The organism is Streptosporangium nanhuense (assembly GCF_059358815.1).
In genome coordinates, this window is the sequence record NZ_JCADBG010000010.1 from 96,057 (window position 1) to 117,951 (window position 21,895).

Annotated in this window: 20 protein-coding genes; 6 read left to right on the forward strand and 14 right to left on the reverse strand. The window is 73.2% G+C overall.

Features of this window, described 5'->3' with window-relative positions:
• Positions 1–22: 22 nt before the first annotated feature.
• The 5 genes from AC5L38_RS20335 to AC5L38_RS20355 all read right to left on the reverse strand — a co-directional run bounded on the left by AC5L38_RS20335 (position 23) and on the right by AC5L38_RS20355 (position 6,892).
• Complete coding sequence (locus AC5L38_RS20335; RefSeq protein WP_495244376.1) at positions 23–1,771, reverse strand: cytochrome P450; 1,749 nt, start codon at positions 1,769–1,771, stop codon at positions 23–25.
• Positions 1,762–2,856 carry an alpha-hydroxy acid oxidase gene (locus tag AC5L38_RS20340; RefSeq protein WP_495244377.1) on the reverse strand — a complete coding sequence of 365 codons (1,095 nt, stop codon included), beginning with the start codon at positions 2,854–2,856 and terminating at the stop codon, positions 1,762–1,764. Before AC5L38_RS20340 ends, AC5L38_RS20335 begins: the two co-directional genes overlap by 10 nt.
• Entirely contained in the window at positions 2,856–4,424 is a 1,569-nt protein-coding gene (locus AC5L38_RS20345; RefSeq protein ID WP_495244378.1) for an NAD(P)-binding domain-containing protein, read from the reverse strand. Before AC5L38_RS20345 ends, AC5L38_RS20340 begins: the two co-directional genes overlap by 1 nt.
• Positions 4,425–4,494: 70 nt before the next feature.
• The gene (locus AC5L38_RS20350; RefSeq protein ID WP_495244379.1) at positions 4,495–6,060 is read right to left on the reverse strand and encodes a class I adenylate-forming enzyme family protein; all 1,566 of its coding nucleotides are present in this window, start codon (positions 6,058–6,060) and stop codon (positions 4,495–4,497) included.
• Positions 6,061–6,340: 280 nt separating this feature from the next.
• A complete protein-coding gene (locus tag AC5L38_RS20355; RefSeq protein WP_495244380.1) occupies positions 6,341–6,892 on the reverse strand; it encodes a hypothetical protein in 552 nt (183 codons plus the stop codon).
• 387 nt (positions 6,893–7,279) lie between these two features.
• Between AC5L38_RS20355 and AC5L38_RS20360 the strand changes: the two genes are divergently transcribed.
• The 3 genes from AC5L38_RS20360 (at position 7,280) to AC5L38_RS20370 (ending at position 10,875) form a co-directional block, all read left to right on the forward strand.
• Positions 7,280–8,035, forward strand: a complete 756-nt coding sequence (locus AC5L38_RS20360) for a carotenoid biosynthesis protein (RefSeq protein ID WP_495244381.1) — start codon at positions 7,280–7,282, stop codon at positions 8,033–8,035.
• A gap of 40 nt (positions 8,036–8,075) precedes the next feature.
• Positions 8,076–9,560 carry a phytoene desaturase family protein gene (locus AC5L38_RS20365; protein WP_495244382.1) on the forward strand — a complete coding sequence of 495 codons (1,485 nt, stop codon included), beginning with the start codon at positions 8,076–8,078 and terminating at the stop codon, positions 9,558–9,560.
• Positions 9,561–9,705: 145 nt separating this feature from the next.
• Entirely contained in the window at positions 9,706–10,875 is a 1,170-nt protein-coding gene (locus tag AC5L38_RS20370; protein WP_495244383.1) for a glycosyltransferase family 2 protein, read from the forward strand.
• Here AC5L38_RS20370 and AC5L38_RS20375 read toward each other — a convergent pair.
• The gene (locus AC5L38_RS20375; protein ID WP_495244384.1) at positions 10,826–11,440 is read right to left on the reverse strand and encodes a glycerol-3-phosphate acyltransferase; all 615 of its coding nucleotides are present in this window, start codon (positions 11,438–11,440) and stop codon (positions 10,826–10,828) included. The genes AC5L38_RS20370 and AC5L38_RS20375 overlap by 50 nt on opposite strands.
• Before the next feature lie 31 nt (positions 11,441–11,471).
• Here AC5L38_RS20375 and AC5L38_RS20380 point away from each other — a divergent pair, with 31 nt between their 5' ends.
• Complete coding sequence (locus AC5L38_RS20380) at positions 11,472–12,155, forward strand: spheroidene monooxygenase (protein ID WP_495244385.1); 684 nt, start codon at positions 11,472–11,474, stop codon at positions 12,153–12,155.
• 38 nt (positions 12,156–12,193) lie between these two features.
• Here the strand turns inward: AC5L38_RS20380 and plsX are convergent, their stop codons facing one another.
• The 3 genes from plsX to crtI form a co-directional block, all read right to left on the reverse strand.
• The gene (gene plsX / locus AC5L38_RS20385) at positions 12,194–13,174 is read right to left on the reverse strand and encodes a phosphate acyltransferase PlsX (protein WP_495244386.1); all 981 of its coding nucleotides are present in this window, start codon (positions 13,172–13,174) and stop codon (positions 12,194–12,196) included.
• A 133-nt stretch (positions 13,175–13,307) separates the two neighbouring features.
• A complete protein-coding gene (locus AC5L38_RS20390) occupies positions 13,308–14,207 on the reverse strand; it encodes a phytoene/squalene synthase family protein (protein WP_495244387.1) in 900 nt (299 codons plus the stop codon).
• Positions 14,204–15,664 (reverse strand): phytoene desaturase family protein, encoded by a 1,461-nt coding sequence (gene crtI / locus AC5L38_RS20395; RefSeq protein ID WP_495244388.1) that lies wholly within the window; start codon positions 15,662–15,664, stop codon positions 14,204–14,206. The genes AC5L38_RS20390 and crtI overlap by 4 nt, the downstream gene beginning before the upstream one ends.
• A gap of 303 nt (positions 15,665–15,967) precedes the next feature.
• Here crtI and AC5L38_RS20400 point away from each other — a divergent pair, with 303 nt between their 5' ends.
• Entirely contained in the window at positions 15,968–16,360 is a 393-nt protein-coding gene (locus tag AC5L38_RS20400; protein WP_495244389.1) for a hypothetical protein, read from the forward strand.
• A gap of 48 nt (positions 16,361–16,408) precedes the next feature.
• Here AC5L38_RS20400 and AC5L38_RS20405 read toward each other — a convergent pair whose 3' ends face one another.
• From AC5L38_RS20405 to AC5L38_RS20420, 4 genes are all read right to left on the reverse strand, one after another.
• The gene (locus tag AC5L38_RS20405) at positions 16,409–18,133 is read right to left on the reverse strand and encodes a S8 family serine peptidase (RefSeq protein WP_495244390.1); all 1,725 of its coding nucleotides are present in this window, start codon (positions 18,131–18,133) and stop codon (positions 16,409–16,411) included.
• A 304-nt stretch (positions 18,134–18,437) separates the two neighbouring features.
• A complete protein-coding gene (locus AC5L38_RS20410) occupies positions 18,438–18,758 on the reverse strand; it encodes a protealysin inhibitor emfourin (protein WP_495244391.1) in 321 nt (106 codons plus the stop codon).
• A gap of 144 nt (positions 18,759–18,902) precedes the next feature.
• Positions 18,903–19,970 (reverse strand): GlxA family transcriptional regulator, encoded by a 1,068-nt coding sequence (locus tag AC5L38_RS20415; protein WP_495244392.1) that lies wholly within the window; start codon positions 19,968–19,970, stop codon positions 18,903–18,905.
• A complete protein-coding gene (locus tag AC5L38_RS20420; RefSeq protein ID WP_495244393.1) occupies positions 19,967–20,620 on the reverse strand; it encodes an HD domain-containing protein in 654 nt (217 codons plus the stop codon). Before AC5L38_RS20420 ends, AC5L38_RS20415 begins: the two co-directional genes overlap by 4 nt.
• A gap of 345 nt (positions 20,621–20,965) precedes the next feature.
• On the opposite strand from AC5L38_RS20420, the gene AC5L38_RS20425 reads away from it, so the two are divergent.
• Positions 20,966–21,142: a hypothetical protein gene (locus tag AC5L38_RS20425; RefSeq protein WP_495244394.1), complete on the forward strand. Its 177-nt coding sequence runs from the start codon at positions 20,966–20,968 to the stop codon at positions 21,140–21,142.
• A 46-nt stretch (positions 21,143–21,188) separates the two neighbouring features.
• On the opposite strand, the gene AC5L38_RS20430 is transcribed toward AC5L38_RS20425, so the two are convergent.
• Entirely contained in the window at positions 21,189–21,518 is a 330-nt protein-coding gene (locus AC5L38_RS20430) for a hypothetical protein (protein WP_495244395.1), read from the reverse strand.
• Positions 21,519–21,895 lie beyond the last annotated feature (377 nt).

The window sequence follows — 21,895 nt, forward strand, 5'->3', positions numbered from 1 at the left end:
TCTCCGCTCGTGGTCCGGACGATCATCTGCTCCCCGCGGCGGCCGAACGGTCGGCCTCCGCGAAGTGGCGCTCGCACAGCCGCTGCCTGCGCGCGTCCCAGACCATGTAGGTGCCGAGGACGAGCTGCACGAGGCTGCGCCAGACGTCCTCCCAGCGGTCGCGGAACCGCACGAACCGCAGCGTCGCCCGATGGGCCGCCCCCTTGGGGACGCCCCGCGGAACGAGCAGGCACGGTCCCCGGTTGGGCATCGACCGGGTGTGGGAGGCGGAGGAGTCGAGGGCGTACGCGCGCAGGATCTCCCGCGCCGCGACCCGCATGGTGATCGGCGCCAGGCGCCAGGCGGGGCAGGGGCGGTTGGCGGCGACGCCGAACGGGATGTGGTTGAGCTCCCTGACCGCGTGCCGGCCCGGGCGGGGCCGGTCGGAGGCCGGAGGGCCGGGGGCAGGAGGGTCATGGGCAGGACGGCCGGAGGCGGGACGGCCGGAGACGGGACGGCCGGAGGCGGGACAGCCGGGTGCCGGGCGGTCGGAGGCGGGAGGGTCGAAAGCAGGACGGCCGGGGGCGTCCCAGCCGGATCGGTCGGGCTCCGGGCGGGCCTGGAACGAACGGTCAGACTCCGAGCGGGCCTGGAACGAACGGTCAGACTCCGAGCGGGCCTGGAACGAACGGTCGGGCTCAGGGCGGGCCTGGAACGAACGGTCAGACTCCGGGCGAGCCTGGCCTGAACGGTCCAGGTGCGAGTAGTTCGAGTGCGAGCGGTCCGTGCCGAAACGGCCGGGATCGAAACGGCCGGGGTCGGCGAAGCCCTCGCGGTGGAAGGCGGGGTAGTCGAAGCACAGCACCGAGCCCGCCGGGATCGTCGTGCGCTCGTCGAGAAGGATGTCATCGGTGGTGACGCGGTGGGCGACACCGAAGAGCGGGTAGAGCCGCAGCGTCTCGGAGATGACGCGGTCGAGGTGGCCGTCGTCGCCCCGCTCGTCGCCCGCGAGCACCCCGGCCTGGGCGTCCGGGTGCTGGGCGAGGACCATCAGCAGGTGGGCCATCGCCTCCGACATCTGGACGACCGCGGTGTTGAAGAAGGCTCCCTGCAGGTAGAGGGCCTGCTCCCGGTCCGACAACCCCGCCGGGAGCCGGTCCCGCACCTTGGGCAGCAGGCCGACGAGATGCCGGGTCAGCCGGTCGCGCCGGTCCATGTGCCGCAGCCCGCAGCACTTGAGCGCGGTGACGACGTCGTCGGCGTTGCCCACGATCAGGTCACGCGCCACCCGCGGGCACGGCTCGCCGAAGACGAGCTCGTAGTAGAACTCCGCCCAGACCGGCATCATCAGGTCGCGCAGCCGGACCAGACCCACCTTGTCTCCCACCTTGTCCCGCAGCGCCCGGGTCACACAGCGGCGGGTGAGCTCCTCGGCCTCCACGCGCGGCACGGAGAGGAAGCCGCGCGTGGCGCGGGCGACCGCGTCGTACCGCTCCCCCGCCTCGATGTGTTCCTGGTGCATCTCGGCACCCGGCGACAGCCAGTACCAGAACAGGTCCGACAGCGCGGCCCCCCTGCTCCGCCCGCCGGCCGCCGGGTGGGAGTAGATCTCCCTGAACCTCTCGACGCCGACCAGGTCTCCGGGGACGGTGATCCCCTCCTCGCCGTTGACCCGGGCGAAGACCCGCGACCGCAACGCCACGATCCTGGCGGGGAGCCATCGGGGCAGGCTCAGCACGGTCGCGGCGGCGACCGCGACCGCCGCCGCCCTGACCGGCGCGGTCACCGGCATGACCGTCGCACCATGCCCGGGTCGAGGTCGTCGACCGACGCGCAGCCGCACAGGGTGAGCGCGTGCTCGACCTCCGAGCGGAGCAGGTCGAGCACGCGGGTCACGCCGCGCTCGCCGTCCGCGGCCAGGCCCCAGATCACCGGACGGCCGACCGCGACCGCGCGGGCGCCCAGCGCCATCGCCTTCAGGACGTCGGTGCCGCGCCGGACGCCTCCGTCCATCAGCACCGGGACGGCTCCTCCGACGGCGGCCACGATCTCCGGCAGCAGGTCGACGGCGGCGGGGACCGTGTCGAGCTGGCGGCCACCGTGGTTGGACACCAGCAGTCCCGAGACACCGTGGCCGAGTGCCAGGCGCGCGTCGGCGGGATGCGCCACGCCCTTGAGGACGATCGGGAGCGCCGTCATCTCCCGGAGCAGGCCGATGTGCTCCCAGGAGATCTCCGGCGACATGACGATCGGCCGTACCCGCTCGCCGTCGCGCAGGTTCTCGCAGGCCATCCCCTCGGGCAGGTCATGGAAGCCGTGGTGCCGCTCCCGGTCCCGCAGGCCGCGGGCCGGTGAGTCCACCGTGACGACCAGCGCCCGGCACCCGGCCGCCTCGGCGCGCCGCACGAGCGTCTCGGTGAAGGCCATGTCGGGCTGGACGTAGAGCTGGAACCACAGGGTCGCCCCGGGCGCCGCCGCGGCCACGTCCCCGACGGCGACGGTGGAGGCCATGCTCACGATCATGATCGTCCCGGTGGCGGCCGCCGCCCGCGCGGTGGCCCGCTCGCCCTCGGGGTCGGCGAGCCGGTGGAACGCGGTCGGCGCCACCAGCACGGGCACGGCCGCCCGGCCGCCGGGCAGGGCGACGTCCGTCCGGGGTCTCCCCGCGCCGCGCAGCACCCTCGGCAGCAGGGAGAGCCTCCCGAACGCGGCCTCGTTGGCCCGTACGGTGACCTCGTCCCCCGCCCCGCCGGCGAAGTAGTCGTAGTGCTCCGGGGCGAGGCGCGCGCGGGCCGCGGCCTCGAACTCGCGCGGGGTCCGCGGGGCCGCCGCCGGAACCGCCGAGGTCTCCGGGGCCGCTCGTGTCCTCGTGTCCATCACGCCGGGATCGAGGCGGCCTGGCGGGCGAAGAAGGCGCGGAGCGGCTCGACGTGGGTCTCCGGGGAGGTCCACTCGTTCTCCAGGTTCTCGGTGACGTGGTGAACGGCCGGCGGCGCGCCGGGCCGGTGGTACCGCACCACCGGGTGCAGGTAGTGGCCCTCGGCGGCGCGCTCGGCGTCGTTCTGCCGGATCCGGCCCACCCCGATGTCGAAGGGATCGACCTTGTCGTGCTCCGGCCCGTACTCCAGCGTGATCGTGAAGTGGCCGCCGTCGCCGATCGGCGGGCCCTCCAGGTCGACCGGCAGCTCCTCCAGGTAGCGCGCCCCGCCGTGGCCGTCGAGGACGATGACGTCGCCCAGCAGCCCGAACTGCTGCCACAGCGCCGAACTGCGGTTGACGCGTTCGAGCACCGCCGCCGCGAGCGCCTCCGGATCGGCCGGAAGCTCGTGGCCGGGCCATTCGGCGCCGTGGTACCTGCTCTCCAGGAGGCGGTGCAGCGCCCGGGTGCCGTACCGGAAGCCGTGGATGAACCCGCTGGTGCCGCGCTTGAAGTCGCGGGACTGCGTCACGGTCCCGGCGAAGTACAGGTCGGGCACGTTGACCGACTCGTAGGCGGGGGTGAGCGCGGGGAACCTGTCGCGGATCGTCAGATCCGGACGGCACTCGTCGGAGAAGATCGAGGCGTCGATCCGGAAGCCGGTGCAGACGACGACCCTGTCGTACGGGATGTCCTTGGTGACCTCGTCGGCGCGGACGAAGCTCACCGTCACCAGGTACGAGCCGTCGGCCTGGCGCTCGATCCGCCTGACGTCGCCGTCCAGCACCGCGTTCTGGGACTTGAGCTGGTAGGTGTCGAGGAAGTTGTTGTTGACCGCGCGCAGGTTCCCGACGAAGTGGGTGCGCCACGCCAGCCTGATGGAGTTCGGCCCGGCGACGTGGATCACCGCGGCCGTCTCGACCAGGCTGTCGGCCGTCTCGAAAGCCGAGTTGCCCTTGCCGATGACGAGCACCCGCTGGTTCACGAATCCGGACGGGTCGGCGGCGAAGGTGCCGTAGGGTTCGGCCGTCTCTATGCCCGGTATCGGCGGGACGTTGGGCCGGCTCACCCCGGTCGCGACGACCAGCCGCCTGGCCTCGTGGGTCCGCCCGCGCTCGTCGGTCACCAGGAAGTGGCCCGTACCGGGGGCGCGGGTGACCTGGGAGACGCGGGCGTCGTAGGTGACGCGCAGGCCGCAGGCCTCGGCGAAGTCGGCGAGATAGCGGACCATGTCGTCGGCCTCGGGGAAGTAGCGGTCGCTGTAGCGGGTGAACAGCAGGCCCGGATCGTCCGACAGCAACGAGTTCCAGTCCATCCGCAGGTTGAGCTCCGGATCGTCCGACCCGGTGTACCTCTTGTTGATCGAGATGAGCTGCCGGTGGCGCGGGAAGGTCCGGAAGAAGGTGCCCGGCGCGGGGCCCGCCTCCAGGATCAGGTAGTCCCGCCCCGCCTTTTCGAGGAAGTACCCCAGTTGCAGCCCCGCGGGGCCGGCACCGATCACCACGTAGTCCAGGGCGTTGTCCGGCACGGACACCTCCGTCACAGCGATCTGGTCGAACGGACGTCCCCAGTGTTGGCGGGGAATTCTCAGAGAACGATCAGAGAGGCCGCCGGTCGAGCAGTTCCAGCAGCGCGCGCTTGTCGGGCTTGCCGCTCGCGGCGACCGGGACGGAGGGCAGGATCGTGATCGTCCAGGGGACGCTGCCCTCCCCGAGCTCGGTGCCCACCAGCGCGGCCAGCGCTTCGCAGTCCGGGTCCGCGCCCTCGGCCGGTACGACGAACGCGTGGACGGCCTCTCCCGTCAGCTCGTCCGGGGCCCCAGCCACGTACGCCTCGGCGACGTCGGGGTGGCCGCTCAGCACCCGCTCGACGGCTCCCGCGTACACCACGATCGCGTTGACGATGATCACGTCGCGGGTGCGGCCGGCGAGGTGCAGGAAGCCCTCCTTGTCCAGGTGCCCGAGGTCCCGGGTGCGCACCCGGCCGTCCCGCAGGGTGTCGCGGGTCTCCTCCGGACTCCCCCAGTAACCCGACATCAGGTACGGGCTGCGCACGTGGACCTCACCGGTGTCCCCCACGGCCACCTCGCGGTCCTCCTCGTCGCGCACGCTGATCTCGACGCCCGTGAACGGCCGCCCGACCGAGGACAGGACGCCGTCCGGGCATTCGGCGATGTCCCGGGGGGTGAGCACCGAGATCAGGCCCGCCTCGGTCTGCCCGTACCCCTGGTAGACCACGGGACCGAGCCGCTCCACCGCCTCCACCAGGCGCCCCGGGCCGAGCGGCGACCCGGAGACCATCAGCGCGCGCAGGCGGCCGACGTCGACCGGCTCCTTTCTGAGCAGGTCGAGCATCTGGCACAGCCGCGGCACGGTCACGATGGAGCCGGTGATCCGGTGACGTTCGATCGCGTACGGGAACAGGGGCCGCCCGTCGTCCTCGGGGATCACCGCGGTGCCGCCGCCCAGCAGGCACAGCGCCAGGAAATCCATGATCACCATGCTCGCCAGGGTGCCGAACAGCAGGTAGCGCCCGAAGCCCGCGGCGAGCTCCTCCGTGAGCGGGGACCACAGGCGGGGCTGCCACGACCAGTGCTCGCCGAGCGCGCGGTAGGTGATCGCGCAGCCCTTGGGGCGGCCGGTGCTGCCGCTGGTGAAGGTCAGGACGGCCACGTCGTCCGGGCGGGCCGCCAGGACGAGGGGCCGCCCCTCGCCGGTGCCGGTGTGGGCGAGCAGGTCGATCGCCGACGCCGGCATCGGCGAGGGACACGGACCGAGCGACAGCAGCGTGACGGGCCCGGCGGCCCGGAGCAGCTCCGGCGTCACGGTGGACCGGTCGACGAGGAGGGCGTCGACGTCCATCCCCAGCACGTGGGCGAGGTGCCCCTCCGGGTAGCCGGGCCGCACGCCCACGACCCGGCAGCCCAGCGCGTGGGCGGCCATGTGGGCGGCGAACGCCTCGGGGGAGACGGCCGTGCGGACGGCGACGGCCCGGCCCGGGCCCAGCCCGGCATCGCGCATCGCCCCCGCCAGCCGCCGGATGGTCTCCAGCAGCTCACCCCGTGAGACGAGCCTGTCCCCCTGCTCGAAGGCCGGGTCGCCGGGCGAGCTCCGCAGCGCTTCGAGAAAGGAGTGCGGGAACGGCGGTTCGGCGGGACCACTCATGGTCGGCTCCTCTGGTCTCACGCGGGTCGGCGCGGCGTCCTCGCGGTTCCGGATCTCTTCCAAGACGTGTCCGGGACCTTGCGGCGGGCCTTCGGACTCGTCTGAAACGGCACGTCGTCGTACAACCGGTATGTCGCTCGTCACGAAGCTAGACAGCGCAGATCAGAGAATCATCAGAGATCCCGCCCGGGAGCGGGGGCGGGGACGGCGGCGCGGCTCACGACGAGCCCCTGCCGGTTACCTGGCGGGCCTTCACCCGCGAGGGAGCCTCTGGTAGGACCTACCGGTTCCGGGCGTCCTGGCGGGTGATCGAGCCGTTGCCCGGACGGGTGACGACCTTCCCGGTGAGCCCGCGCAGGACGACGTCGCCGTTGCGGCTGTGGACGGTGACGTCGATGCCCGCCGGGACGACGAAGGAGTAGTCGGTACGGTCCCGCGGCGTGTCGCGGATCGTCGTGCAGACGAAACCCTCGTCGCACAGGAGGCCGACGGTGAGGGAACCGCCTCCCGACGACTCGCCGCGCGGGGCGTCCCCGTGGTGGCGGCGCGTCACGCGGACGTCGGTGACGTCGGCGCCGACGACCTCCACGTTCCCGTGGTCGGTGTCCACGGAGAGGCTGCGGATCCCGGGGAAGACGGTCTGCTCGGGCGCCTCCCCGATGTTCCCCACGGAGAACACCACCACCAGCGCCAGCGCCAGCGCGATCGGGGCCGCCGCGAGGACCCACGCCCACGAGCCGAAACCGCGCACCGCGCCCACCGCCACCTGCCCGAAGCCGTGGAGCGTCTCGTGGTCGTCCCACCCGGAGGTCGTGGAGCGTGTCGTGCGCATGCTGGGTCGTCCTTTCAACCGGGCGCGGGAGGCGGGTGCCCGAGGTGGTGAGAGGTTTGTACCGCACCGGGCATGCACGGCCCTTGCAGGGCGGTTACACGTCACGGTGTGCGGACGCCCGGGACGGGAGCGGAACAGCCCGCCGGGGCGAAGGCGGGAAAACCCTTCCGGCATGAGGACCGGGGAACACCGTCCACACCGGACCCGGACCCGCACCCGGCGGACCCGCCCTCGCCTCGAAGTGAAAGATCGTGACCTCAAAGTGAATCTGACCGCGCCCGGCCGATCGAATGACCGTCCATGGGGCACAGCCAACAGGTGAGCAGCGGACGGCCCGGGCGCGGGGCGGTGCGGGAGCGGCCTTCGCCGGTGAGACAGGGCGCGCGCGTGGCGAGCGTGCTCGGCGCGGCGCTGCTGGCCGCGATGGTCGTCGCGCAGGTCGCCTCCGGGCTGCAGCCCCGGCCGATCACGCTGACCAGCGTGGTCGTCCTGCTGCTCGCGGCGGGCGCGCTGGCGTTCGCCTGCGCGACCCACCCCCCGGCCAGGGTCGTCGCGGCGTTCGCGGCCGTGGTCGCGACCGGGTACGCCGCCGAGTGGATCGGGATCAGGACGGGCCTGCCGTTCGGCGACTACCACTACACCGGCGTTCTGTGGCCCGCGCCCGGCGGGGTGCCGGTGATCGTGGCGCTGGCGTGGGGCGGCATGGGGCTGGCGGCCCACGCGGTCGCCGCCGCCGTCGCGCCGGTGAGCCGGGCGGCGCGGATCGTCACGGGAGCGCTGGCCCTCACCGCCTGGGACCTGTTCCTGGACCCGCAGATGATCCGGCTGGGCCTGTGGGTCTGGCACGACCCCGGCCCCTACCGGGGCGTTCCGCTCGGCAACTTCGCGGGCTGGCTCGTGGTCTCCCTGCTGGTCATGGCGCTGCTGGAGCTCGTACTGGCCGAGCCGGCCGCCTGGAGCGCCGGGCTGGTGTCGATCTACACGGTGATGGCGGTCATGGAGACCGTCGGATTCGCGGCCGTCTTCGTCCCGCCGGACCCGCTGGTGGCCACGGCCGGGGGGCTCTCGATGGGAGCGTTCACCCTGCTCGCCTGGCGGCGCGGACGCCGGGGGCGGCCGGTTCGCGAGGCGGGCCGGGCATGACGGCGACCTCACTCCCCGGAACTCCCCGAAAGGAAAGCGGATGCCCGAGGTAACGGTGATAGGCGGCGGCGTCGGGGGCATGGTCTCCGCGCTGCTGCTGGCCCGGCAGGGGCACGAGGTGCGCCTGTACGAGCGGCTCCCCCGGCTGGGCGGCAAGCTCGCCGAGCACACCAGGGACGGTTTCACCTTCTCCATCGGCCCCTCCCTGCTGACCCTGCCCGCCGTCTTCACCGACCTCGGGCTGGAACTCGACCTGGTGGAGCTCGACGAGCTGTGCCGCTACCGCTTCGCCGACGGCTCGACGCTGGCGGCGTACCGCGACCCGGCCCGGATGGCCACCGAGGTCGACCGGCTCGCTCCCGGCGAGGGCCGTGCCTGGCTGGCCTTCCACGACTGGGCGCGGGGCTGCTTCGACGCCTCGCGCCGCACCTTCTTCACCGGCCCGCTCACCCGGCCGCCCACCGAGGCCCGCCTGTCGGACCTGCTGGCGGTGGCGCCGGGCCGTACCCTCGACGGCCTGGCACGCCGCTTCTTCACCGATCCGCGCCTGCGCCAGTACGTCGGCCGTTACGCGACCTACGCGGGCTCCAGCCCGTACCGCGCCCCGGCCGCGCTGGGGTGCGTCCCGGCGATCGAGCACGGCGAGGGCGGCTGGTACGTCCCCGGCGGGTTGCCCCGCATCGCCGACGCCCTGACCCTGATGCTGGAGAAGGCGGGGGTGGAGGTCGTCCTGGGCGCGGAGGTGGCCGGGGTGCTCTCCGACGGCGAGCGGGTCAGGGGGGTGCGGCTGGCCTCGGGAGAGCGCCGGCACGCCGACATCGTGGTCGCCAACACCGACGCGGCGGCGCTGTACGGGCGGCTGCTGCCCGACCGGCGGCGGCTGCGGCGCATCGCCGGGCTCGGCACCTCCTCGTCGGCGTTCCTGCTGCTGGCCGGGGTGGAGGGCAGGACCGAGGGAATGGCGCACCACTCGATCGTCTTCTCCGGCGACTACGAGCGGGAGTTCGGCGACATCTTCCGGCGGCGCAGGCCCCCGGAGGACCCGACCGTCTACATCGGCCGCTCGGTCGTGGACGACCCGTCACAGGCTCCGCCGGGCACGGAGAACTGGGTCATGCTGGTCAACGTCCCGGCCCGCGACCCGGGCCGGTGGCCGATGTCGCCCGAGGCGTACCGGGACCTGGTGCTCGACCGGCTGGCCTCCAGGGGGCACGACCTGTCGGGGCGGCTGCGCTTCGTGGACCTGTTCACCCCCGCCGACCTGCGCGACCGGTACGGCGCGTGGGGCGGCTCGATCTACGGCGGCGCCTACTCGGGCAGGTTCGCGCCCTTCCGCCGCCCCGGCAACCGGGGCCCCCGGCGCGGCCTGTACCTGGTGGGCGGTTCGGCGCACCCCGGCGGCGGGCTTCCGCTGGTCGCGATGGGCGCCCGCATCGTCGCCTCGCTCGTACGGGAGGACTTCCCCGCCGCCCTCTCGGGTGCGAGCGGTTCCCGGGGCCGCCGCCCGACCGGGACCACCCGGTGAGCCGGACGGCCGGGCCACCTCGGCCCCCGAACCACCCGGACCACCCGGACCACCCGGACCGTGCGGGCCACCCGGGCCATGTGGGCGCGGGCCGGCCGGAGAGGACACGACCCCCCATGGGGACACGACTCGCGGAGGCACGACGATGAGACTCCTGAACGCGCTGCAGGCCGTCGCCGCGGTGGCCGTGGCGGTGCGGCTGGCCAGGGGGCGGCGTCGCCGGCCCGCGCTGGCCCCGGTACGGGCGGCGTCGCCGCGCGTCTCGGTGGTGATCCCGGCCCGCGACGAGGAGGCCCGCCTGGGCCCCTGCCTGTCGGCGGCGCTCGCCGATCCGGACGTCGCGGAGGTGCTCGTCGTCGACGACGAGTCGCGCGACGGTACGGCATCGCTGGCGTCCGGGCTCGGCGCGAAGGTCGTCACGGGGGCGCCGCTCCCCGAGGGCTGGGTCGGCAAGCAGTGGGCGCTGCAGCAGGGCGTCGAGGCGGCGGTGGGCGAGATCGTGGTGACCCTGGACGCGGACGCCCGGCCCGCGCCGGGGCTGTTCGGCGCGCTCGCGGCGGCCCTGGAGGAGTACGACCTGGTGAGCGCGGGCCCCCGTTTCGTGTGCGAGGGAGCGGCCGAGCAGGCGCTGCACGCCTCCTTCCTCGCGACGCTGGTCTACCGCTTCGGCCCGATCGGGCCGGCCACTCCCCCGCCCCCGCACCGGGCGATGGCCAACGGCCAGTGCACGGCCTTCCGCCGCACGGCGATGCTGGACGCCCACGGGTTCGCGCGGGTACGCGGGCACATGGCCGACGACGTGGCGATGGCCAGGACCCTGGCGGCGGACGGCTGGGCCGTGGGGTTCCTGGACGCCGGAGGCCTGCTGGAGGTCGACATGCACGACTCGGCCGCCGGGGTGTGGCGGGAGTGGGGGCGGTCGCTGTCGCTGCGCGACGTCACCGCGCCGGGCTGGCAGGCCGCCGACCTGGCCGTGGTCTGGCTGGCCGCCGCGCTGCCCGTGCTCCGGCTGGTGACCGGCCGCCCCACCCGGCTCGACCTGGGCCTGCTGGCCGTGCGTCTGCTGCTGGCGGGCGCGCTGCGCGGCAGCTACACGCGCCCGGGGCCGGGCGTGCTGCTCTCCCCGCTGCTGGACCCGCTGGCGGCCCTTCGGCTGACACAGGTCACGCTGCGCCCGGTACGCGACTGGCGAGGCCGCGCCTATCCGGCCACCACGGCGGCCTCCCGGCTCGGCTCCGGCACGACGGACGCGCGGCCGGGTCCGGTCACGACGGGCGGGTGGTCCGCGACGCCTGGCCGAAGCGCAGCCCGATGAGGCACATGAGCAGGCCGGTCGCGGCCACGTACGTGACCGGCGCGAAGAGCAGCTGGAACAGCGGGATGCCGAAGACGCCGGCGCGCGCCCCGATCGCGAAGGACCGCGTCACCAGGGCCACCGCGACCAGGGCGGCCACCCCGAGCAGGAAACCCAGGGGGCAGATGACGGCGAAGCCGCCCACGAAGGCGAGGATCGACCGGCCGCCCCTGAACCCGGCGAAGACCGGCCAGGCGTGCCCGGCCATGGCGGCGGCCACCGCCAGGTACACCGGCAGCACGCTGTCGCCGCTCACCCCGCCGGGCCAGGTGAGGTGCGCGCCGCCGGCCCACAGGCCGAGCAGCCCGGCGAACGTGCCCTTGAGCGTGTCGCCCGCGAAGACCGGCACGGCGGCCCGCCAGCCGAGCCGCTGCCTGACGTTCCAGAAGCCGGGGTTGCGGTCGCCGACCTCGCGGGGGTCGAACCCGTGCGCGCGGGCGACCAGCACGGCGACCGGCACGGATCCGAGAAGGTAGCCGCCGATGACCGAGACGAGCAGCGGAACCATCGCTTCCTTCCATCTCATGAGATATGCGGATATGGGGGCTATGCGGTACATGGCGTTCGATCGGCCGGTGCTGAGAGGCACGCCGGGGCTGACGTTCTGGCGGCTGCTCGGCTCCGGCCGCGGGGCCTCGACGAGCATGGGCGCGGACCTGCGCCGCTGGGCCCTGCTGGCGGTGTGGCGCGACGAGCGGGACCTGGACCGCTTCCTGCGCGACTCCCCGGTGGCGGAGCGCTGGCGGAGCACGGCGCGGGAGTCCTGGCACGTACGGCTGGTTCCCCTCGCCTCGCGCGGCGGCTGGAACGGGGTGGCCCCGTTCGGCCCCCTCCCCACGAGCCCGCCCCGCCTTCCCCCCGGGGGCGCGTCCGGCCTTTCCCCCGGAGGGACACATGGGCCCGATCCCGATGGTCCCGTCGCCGTGCTGACCCGCGCGTCGATCCGGCCCGCCCGCCTGGTGGCGTTCTATCGCTCGGTCCCGGGAGTGGACCGCCTCCTGGCGGAGCAGGACGGCTGCCTGGCCTCGGTCGGCGTCGGCGAGTGGCCGCTGGCCAGGCAGGGCACGTTCTCGCTGTGGCGCGACGCCGCCGCGATGCGCGACTTCGCGCACCGGGGGCGGGCGCACCGGCAGGTGATCGGCAGGACCCGCTCGGAGGGCTGGTACTCCGAGGAGCTGTTCGCCCGGTTCTCCCCGTACGCCAGCGAGGGCACCTGGGACGGCGCCGATCCCCTGGCCTGACCCGGCCCGACCCGCCCGGCACGGCGGTCCCGCTCCCCTCAACGGACGGGTTCCGTGGCGAGGCGGTCGCCGAAGCGGGTGGCGACCCCGCCCTCGGCGAGGTCGTGCGCCACCGCGCAGGCGCGTGCGATCGTCGCCGCCCGCGAGGAGCCGTGCGCGACGACGACGGTGCCGCTCAGCCCGAGCAGCGCCGCCCCGCCGTGGGTCTCGGGGTCGTAGCGGCCGGCTACCTCCCGCAGGTCCTCGGCCCCGGCGACCCCGGAAAGCGCCACCAGCGTCAGCGCGGCCCGCACGGAGCCCTCGACGTTCTTGAGCACCACGTTGCCGGTGAAGCCGTCGGTGACGATCACGTCGACGGTGCCCGCGAGCACGTCGTGGCCCTCCACGTTGCCGTGGAAGCGGAGCGGCAGATCGGGAAGCAGCTCACCGGCCCTGCGCGTCAGCCGGTTCCCCTTGCCCGGTTCCGAGCCGATCGACAGCAGGCCCACCGACGGGTCGGCGACGCCGAGCACGAGCTGGGCGTAGGAGACGCCGAGCAGCGCGAACTGGGCGATCATCTCCGGGGTGGGGTCGGAGGTCGCCCCCGCGTCGATCAGCACGGTGGCGCCGCCGGTGACCGAGGGCAGCGCGATGGCCAGGGCGGGCCGCAGGACACCCGCGGCGCGGCCGATGCCACGGATGGCGCACGAGACGACCGCGCCGGTGGATCCGGCCGACACGAACGCCGACGCCGCCCCGCGCCGTACGAGCTCGCAGCCGACCGTCAGGCTGGTCGTGCCGGAGGAACCGGAGGAGACCGCTCCCGCTCCCCGCTCGGCCATCGGGACGACGTCCTCGGCGTGCACCACGTCGATCTCGGCGGCGGCGCCGTGCCGGTCGAGCTCGGCGCGGATGTCCCCGGCCCTGCCCACCAGCAGCACGGGGATCCCCAGCTCGCGCCGGGCCGTCACCGCCCCGGCGACCGTCTCGACCGGTCCGTGGTCTCCGCCCATCGCGTCGACGACCACAGGTTCCGACATCACGCCCTCCCGGCAACGGTGCTGAACGAACTGACGAACGAGGGCGGCCCCGTGACGGACGCCCTCGTGACGAACACCCTCATGGCGGGCCGTCCGGCGACAGGCCGCCCCGTGACGGCCCCGTACGGCCCGTTCACGGGACCTCCTCGATCAGGCGGCGTTCGGCGCGGCCGGCCGCGGACGCCGCGAACAGGTGCCGCGCGAAGATCGTAGCTCTTCGCCGCCGGGGCACGGCGACCCTCCCGCCGAGGACGTCGTAGCGAGCGTCCTCGATCCGGTCGAGGATGCCGCCGTACAGCTGGAAGGCCGCGCGGATGCACGGCCGGGAGGAGGGGGTCAGCATGCCGATGCCCTCCTCGGCCCGCGCGTAGTGGTCCCTGGCCCGCCGGGTCTGGAAGGCCAGCAGCTCGCGCAGGGCCGGGGTGCCGGTGTCGCGCCCCAGGTCGGCCACCGTCACCCCGAACTCCTCCAGGTCCTCCAGCGGGAGGTAGACCCGGCCGCGTTCCAGGTCCTCGGCGACGTCGCGCAGGAAGTTGGTCAGCTGGAAGGCCAGCCCCAGCTGGCGGGCCGGTTCGCGGGCCTTGTCCTCCATGCCGGGCAGCGGTTCGAGGACGGGCAGCATCATGGTGCCGATCACCGCGGCCGATCCCTCCATGTAGACGAGCAGGTCGTCGTAGGTCGCGTAGCGGGTGACGGTCAGGTCGGCCCGCATCGAGCCCATGAACGCGTGGATGTCACCGTGCTCGATACCGAAGGAGCGCACGGTCTGCGTGAACGCGGGGAGCACCGGGTCCTCGGTACTCCCGCCCTCCAGGGTGGTGGCCAGCCGGGCGCTCAGGCCGTCGAGCGCCCGCGCCCTGTCGCCGGTCATCGTGAAGGAGTCCACGATCTCGTCGGCGTAGCGCGCGAAGCCGTACAGGGCGTGCACGTGCGGGCGCTTCCAGGCGGGCAGCAGCAGGGTCGCCAGGTAGTACGAGCGGCCGTGACGGGCGTTGAGCCTGCGGCAGAGCTCGTAGCTCGCGGTCAGGCTCATCGGGCGCCCTCCAGTACGCGTTCGGCGGCGAGCCGGCCGGAGATCAGCACCGGGGGCACCCCCACCCCCGGCGCGGTGTACATCCCGGCGAAGTGCAGCCCGGGAACGCGCCTGGCCGCGCCCGCCGGCCGGAACCAGGCCGTCTGGGTGAAGCGGTGGTCCAGCGCGAACGGGGTGCCCGCCGAGTGGCCGAGCCGCGCCCAGGCGGGCGGGTCGAGGGTGAGCCTCGGCGCGGAGGACAGGTCTCCGTAGCCGAGGTCGGCGAGCCTGCCGAGCAGCCGGTCCTCCAGGCGCGGGGTGAGCCGGTCCCAGTCGGCGCCGCCGCGCAGGTTGGCCGTCGGCTCCAGCACGGTGAGGGTGGCGTGGCCGCGCGGCGCCGCGCCGGTGTCGGACTCCGGGTAGGTGACCAGCAGGTTCGGGTCGGGCTGCGGCCGCCCGGCCCGCAGCGCCTCGAAGGTGGCGTCCCACTCCTTGCCGAAGTGCAGGGTGTGGTGCGCCTGCCCGGCCAGGCGCCGGTCGAGGCCGAAGTGCAGGACCAGGCAGGAGGGCGAGTAGCGGGGACGGCGGAGCCGCCAGTCGCCCGCGCCCTTCGGGAGCAGCCCGGTGTGGGCGCGGGACAGGTCGCAGGCGACCACGACGTCGCCCGCCGCCAGGCGCTCCCCGGTGTCGAGCCTGACCCCGGAGACGCCCGAGGACCCGGCCTCGACCTTCACCGCGCGCACCCCGTAGCGGATCTGCGCGCCCGCCTTCTCGGCCAGCGCGGCCAGGGCGCGCGGGATGGCGTGCATGCCGCCCTCGCGCGGGAAGAAGACGCCCCCGACGGTGTCCATGTGGGCGATGACCGCGTAGATCCCGAGTGCCCGCCGGGGCGGCAGGCCCACGTACAGGGCCTGGAAGGTGTGCGCCTTGACCAGCCGGTGGTCGGTGAGGTGGCTCTTGACGAGGGAGTCCAGGCTGCGGAAGCCGCCCAGCGCCGCGATGCGGGCCAGGACGCGCGGCCGGGCGAGGTCGCGCAGCCGCGTCATGTCGCGGTCGATGAAGGCGGGCCACTCCGCGTCGAACAGCTCGCCGAGCCGGGCGCGGAAGCGCCGGTACCTCTCGGCCTCCGCCGCGCCGCTCAGCTCGCGCACCCGCTCGGCCATGGCGTCCTCGCCGGCCACCACGTCCAGGTGGGAGCCGTCGTGGTAGCGCAGCCGGTAGTACGGGTCCAGCCGCCGCAGCGGGAGCACGCTCTCCATGTCCTCCCCGGCGGCGGCGAAGACGTCTGCCAGGACCTCCGGCATGGTCAGCACCGAGGGGCCGGTGTCGAAGCGGTACTCGCCGAGATCGGCCGTACCGCAGCAGCCGCCCGGCACGTCGCTCGCCTCCACGATCGTGACGTCCCGCCCGGCGGCGGCGAGCCGGACGGCGGCGGCCAGCCCGCCCAGACCGGCGCCGATCACCACCACCTGGCTCACGCGCTCCTCCTCGTCGCCAGGTCTCCGCGACCGGCCGGCGGGACCGTCCCTCGTCCGGTACGGGGGTCCGTCCGCTCACCGGGCCGATCGGTCTCACACGTGACAGCGGCCATGGGCATCACTCCTTAGCGTCCATGGAGGACTTCGCAAGCAATGCCGTGTCCGGATGCGTCCGTGCGGCGGCATGCTCACGGCCCATGACCGATGGCGTCGGGCGACCCATCCCCGGGCGGGGCTACCGGTAAATCAACCCATTACGCAAGAAGGTGCAAAGGAAGCCGCGGGGAACGCGCGAGTCGCCGGGTGAGCGCCCGGGGCGGACCGGCGTGGCCCCGGCGGCTCGGCATGCCGGGCGCGGTGGTGCTCACCGGTCAGGTGAGCGGCCGGACCGATCGGCGGACCGGCGGGCACACCGGTCAGGTGAGCGGCCGGACCGATCGGCGGACCGGCTGGTACGCCACGCCCGACGCCTCCTCCACCACCGTGGACGACACGGTCACCCGGGTGACCGGCCGTCCGGCACGTACGTTCGCACAGTGGGTGGACGAGCACGCGGACCGTTTCCAGGCCGGGAGCCTCCCCCGGCGCCTCGCCGGCGGTTCGCGCTCGACGGACCCGCCGCCCGGCCGCCGGTCGGCCACGGCCCCGACCACGGCCGCCGCCGAACCGTTACCCCAGGCGGGGGACGACCTGTGACACCGGCCCCCTTCCCGTACGGGAAGGGGGCCGGATGCCCGGTTCGGGTCAGCGGACCGCGCGGAGGGCGTCGACGATCCCGTGGCCGTAGAAGCCGTTGCGCAGCACGCTTCCCTCACACGTGTGCGTCGAGGTCGCCGTGGTGCCGTCCGGCAGATGCCTGGTGTAGGTGTAGGCGGGCGGGGTGGGGCAGGCCGTCCTGGTCGCGGTGGCCTTGAGGACCGTCTCCACGACGGCGGGGTTGAGCTTCTTGCCGCCGTGCGCCCGGTCGCGCTGACCGTACTTGCTGACGATCAGCGCGGCGACCCCGGCGGCGCGCGGGGAGGCCATCGAGGTGCCCTGGAGGTACACGTAGTAGGCGCAGACGGAGCCCTTGCAACTGCGGACCACGTTGGTGACCTTGGGCGTGCCGTCGGGGTTGAGCTGGCCGCGCGCCTCGGCCACGGACCGGGGATAGGCCGCCAGCGTCGCCCTGGTGACGTCGCGGGTGTTGTCGGCGGTGTCGTAGACGTCGCCGCCCGGGGAGGAGACGTCGACGTAGCCGTTGCCGTAGTCGGAGTAGTACGACTTGCGCTTGCTGATGCCGGTCGAGGAGACCGAGATCACGTGCTTGCCCTCGCTCGGCATGGAGACGCAGCTCGGGGGGATCGTGCGCGAGTAGGGCAGCTCGCCGGGGACACTGGCGAAGTCGGGGCTGGAGGCGTCGACGATCGTCTTGGTGTAGTCGGAGGCGCCGTTGCCCGCCGCGGCCACCAGGGTGACCCCCCTGTTGTGCGCGTAGTCGAGCGCCCGCTGCATGGCCTTGATGATCGTGGCCTGCTCCTGCCGGTCGGCCGGGGAGTCGGCGGGGTTGTCGACGCAGTTGAACAGCCACGGGTCGACGTAGTAGCTCATGTTGACCACGTCGATGCCGACGTCACCGGCGTGGGTCAGCGCGTCGATGCTGGGCTGCAGGAAGAAGTATCCGGAGTCCTGGCCGGCCCGCAGGTTCACGATCGAGACCTTGGGCGCCACGCCCGAGGTGCCGAGCCCGTTGACGGGCGAGGCGATCGACGACGCCACGTGCGTGCCGTGCTCGTTCTCGTCGACGTCCGCCGGGTCGTTGCAGGAGCGGTCGGGCTCGGCCTCGCACGGGCCGTCGACCTCGTTGCCGTTGGCGTCGGCGGGGATGTCGACGGTGAAGTTGCGGCTCAGCGCGCGGTTGAAGTTCGGCGCGATGTCGGGGTGGGAGCCGTCGACACCGGTGTCGATGACACCGACCAGCACGCCCGGGTCGCCCTGCTGGTGGCGGTAGGAGCCGTCGACGGTCGCGTGGATCTGCTTCATGTCCCACTGGAGCTCCGACAGCGGCTCCGCGGCGGGTGCGGGCCTGCCGAAGGTGGAGGCGGCGGGCGCGCCGTCACCGGCCTTCTCCACCTCCCTCGACTGCACGATCGCACGGCCCGTGGTCCCTCGCCTGGCGGTGGGCACGCTGCCGATGGACCGGTTGTGGGCGATGTCGTCGATCGAGGCGGCGTCGCGCACCGTCTCGGCGAAGCGGTCGTTCGTCGTGGTGATGGTGGCGACGCCGACCGCGGCGTTCTCCTTCAGAATGCTCCCGCCCGCCTCCCGGATGGCCCGCTGGGCGTCCGCGGGACGCGCGCCTTCCGCGTAGAGGACGACGTACTCGGCTTGCGCGCCCGGTTCGGCGGTCGCCTGCCGGGCTTGCGCCGGGGGCACCAGCGCGGCTGCCGTAAGGGCGGCGACAGCTGCGGTGATGATGACGCGTTTCACATATACCTCCGTATATCCGAAGAGCTACCCGCAAATGTGATTTCACGCGCACCGAACAATCCAGCCGTGCCCACATTTGCCGCCAAGGTGTAATAAAGCCAGCAGTCGCCGGGGAATCCTGAGCTCCTGTGAACTGCACACATTGGCGAATCATGCCATCGGGGAACCGTTACGCGGGAATTCTCGCGCCAAAATCGGTGACAGCGTGAAGTTTCACGTGGTCAAACCCGCTTTCAGGCGGGCGGACATGAGGATAAAAGGGTCATAGAAGACGGAAAGGGCAAGTCGGAGGACAGGGCGGGGCTCAGCCGGGCGGGCCGACCCGCTCCTGCCGTTCCGGCCGCGAGGTCACGTACGAGATGAGCGCGCGGAGCGGACCGGAGAGATCCCCCTCGCGGGCACGCGTCGTGAGCACCCGGCCGCCGTCCTCGACGGTCAGCTCGTAGTCGAAGCGGTCGGGCTGTCCCGCCGGGGGCCCCGACCGCTCCGGCGCGCCGGACAACCCGGCCCGATCCACCCTGGCGCGCAGCTCGGCGGCGGCCTCCGTCGCCAGCGACGCGGAGTCGACCGTGATGACCGTGACGAGGCCGGCGATGCCGCCTCCCCGGACGATCGAGACCTTCATGAGAACGATCCTAGACGGGCCCGCGCGGCCCGGCCGGTGGCCTCCTCGACGATCAGGTGGTGTCCACCGCCGGGCCGCGCCCCACCCCCACCCGCGACAGGCGCGCGAAGGGACGTCGACGATCTCCCCGCTCCTTCTCGCGGCCTACCCCGGCACGCCGGCGCGGGTCGCGGTGGCGGTGGCTGTGGCTGTGGCGGTGACTGCGGCAGCGGGGGCCGTGGCGCTGGTGGCTGCGGCGGTGGCGGTGGTGCGAAAACGCGCCCGGTAGATGGTCGGCGCGACGCCCAGGGTGTGCTGGAAGACGCGGCGCATGGTCTCCGCGGACCCGAAGCCGGACTCCTCGGCCACCTTCTCCACCGGATTGTTCCCCGCCTCCAGGAGAGCCTGGGCGGCCTCCAGCCGTACCGATTCGAGGTAGTTCCCCACACTCGTCCCCGTCTCGCGGCGGAAGAGCCTGCTGAGGTGGCGGGCGCTGACACCGGCGTCACGGGCCAGGGACTCCAGGCTGTGCGGGGCGGCCGGGTCGGCCACGACGGCGTCCATCACGAGCCGCAGCACCGGGTGCGCCGCCTCGCGCGGGGCCAGGCGGGCGCTGAACTGGGACTGCCCTCCGGGGCGGGCCATGAAGACGACCAGCTCGCGGGCGACGTCGCGCGCGAGATCGGCCCCGTGGTCGGCCTCGACCAGGGACAGCGCCAGGTCGATGCCCGCGGTGACGCCGGCGGAGGTGACGACGTGACCGTCCCTGACGAACACCGGGTCCGGCTCGACCCGTACCCGGGGATAGGCGGCCGCCAGCTGCGCGGCGAGCCGCCAGTGGGTGGCGGCGCGCCGCCCGTCGAGCACGCCGGTCTGCGCCAGCACGAAGGCCCCGGCGCACACCGAGGTGACCCGCGCCGAGCGGCGGGCGAGCTCCGCGACCAGGGTGAGCAGTTCCTGGTCGGCCACGGCCCGCCGCCAGTCGTGGCGGCCGGGCACGACGACCGTGCCCAGCCGCGCGGGCAGGCTCTCCAGGGCTCCGTCCACCCCGATCCGCACCCCGGACGAGGTGCGCACGTCCGCGCCGGACGGGGAGACGACCCGTACCGCGTAACGGGCGCCGAAGCCGTTGGCCGTGGTGAGGACCTCGGCGGGACCCGTGACGTCCAGCAGCTGCACGCCGTCGAAGGCCACCACCGCGACCACGTGCTCCGCCCGCCGGCGAGCGGTCACTCGGCCCACGGGGAGTCCAGGATGGTACGCACGAAGTCCCCGCGCACGAAACCGGGAACGTAGTGGGCGAGCACGTCGGCCTTCACGTTGCCGAACGTGGTCTGCGGCTTGTGCCGGACCCCCTCGGTGAAGGCCTCGAGGATGCGCCGCTTGAAGTCCGGGCGCGGATGCAGGGCGACGACCGCCGCCCGGTCGGCCTCGTCGAGGTCGTGGTAGCCGATGCCCAGCACGTCGTACTCCACCCCCGCCGTCACCAGCGCCACCTCCGGCTCCATGAACTCGGGGACGCCCGGGGTGGTGTGCAGCGCGATCGCGGTCCACACCCGGCGGACGCCGTCCTCGGGCACCTGACGCTCCCGGAGGAAACGGCGGGCCTCGTCGGCGCTGTCGACCTCGAACCGCCGCCCGCTGCCGTGGAAGGGCTCGCCCAGGCCCAGGTCGTGGAACATCGCCGCGACGTAGAGCAGCTCGGGGTCGAAGTCCAGATCTTGGTCGCGCCCCCGCAGGGCGCCGAAGAAGTACACCCGGCGCGAGTGGTCGTAGATCAGCTCACTCACGCTGTCACGTACCAGCGCGGTCGCCTCCCTCGCCAGCGTCGAGTCCGGCACCCGTACCCCGGCCGGTGCGGAGAAGTCCCCGATCATCGCCATCCCCCCTGCTCACGATGCCTGCCGGCCCCTCCGGCGGCACCTCCAATCTACGAATCGCCCAACCACGGCGCCATGACCGTGGGGCCCTGTAACCCACAGATACGGACATCGACCGGAATCAGAGGCGCGGTGCCCTCACCTGACGGAGGAGCGGTCGATGAGATCGGCGATCTCCGCCGGGGAAGCACGGAAGTGGCGGGCGGTGGTGCCGATGAAGGTGACGAGGGTGTGACCGAGGGGGTTCAGGCCCGGGCGTGGCCGGACTTCACGCAGCCAGGTGTCGTAGGTATGGTCACAGGCGCGGCAGGCCGGCGTCCCTGCCGGTGGTGCGGACGGACCACGTCGATGACAGCACCGACCGGATCCAGAGTCATCTCAAGCGGTAACGCGGCTGTCGACTTGGTCGGCATCTCGCCCGCCATCACGATCGTCAGCCTGATCGCCGATCTCAGTCCCGCCACCGTTGCCGCTCTCGCCGTCGGCGCCCGCACGCCCGAGGCGCCCGCCAACGGGCCGAAGTGAGGGGCGGTGACCGTCCGTCCGATCGGAACCCGTGGAATCGGAACGCCTATCGGATTTCGCTGCTCGTGGCACGCTCCGTCGAGCCGGATGCCGTTCGGGCCGCCTTCTCGCGGTAGTTGCGCACGTTGAGAACGAAGGTGACGGCCACCATCAGCCCCACGAAGATCGTGGAGGTGACGGCCTTCGGCCAGTCGAAGGCGAAGGCCTGCCCTGCCTCGGTGTCGAACCACATGTAGAGGAGGCTCGACAGGAAGCCGGCGACGGCACCTGCCGCGAATCCGAGAAGAGCCACTCGCGGCGCGGGAGTTCCGTTTTCTCTCATGTCGATGAGACCGAAAAGGCCGTATCTCCATTCACGACCTCGGCGATCGTTCATGTCAACCCCCCTTCGTCCGCCGGAGAAGCCGGACCCCGTTGCGACCGTGCTGTTGGAGCCATACCTCTACCGCGTCAAGGCGACCGGAAACATTCCGAGCCGGCGTTCCGGCGATTCACCGCACGGGCCCGAGGAGAATCACGCACATTCTTACTCGTAAGACGGGCATCGCCCCGGCTGGTGACGTCGACCGAACTGTGCCGGGGGTTGATACTGGTGTGATCGCCTAATCAACTGTCGCCAGTTCCCCGGGGAGTCCAGTCAGCTGGTGACTGACTGTGGTCGCCAGCGGCTTGTCGCGCCACCGGGTGATGGCCTTGTCCTGGTAGCCGAGCGAGTCCGATACGACGGCGCAGGATTCGGCACCGGGCCGGAGA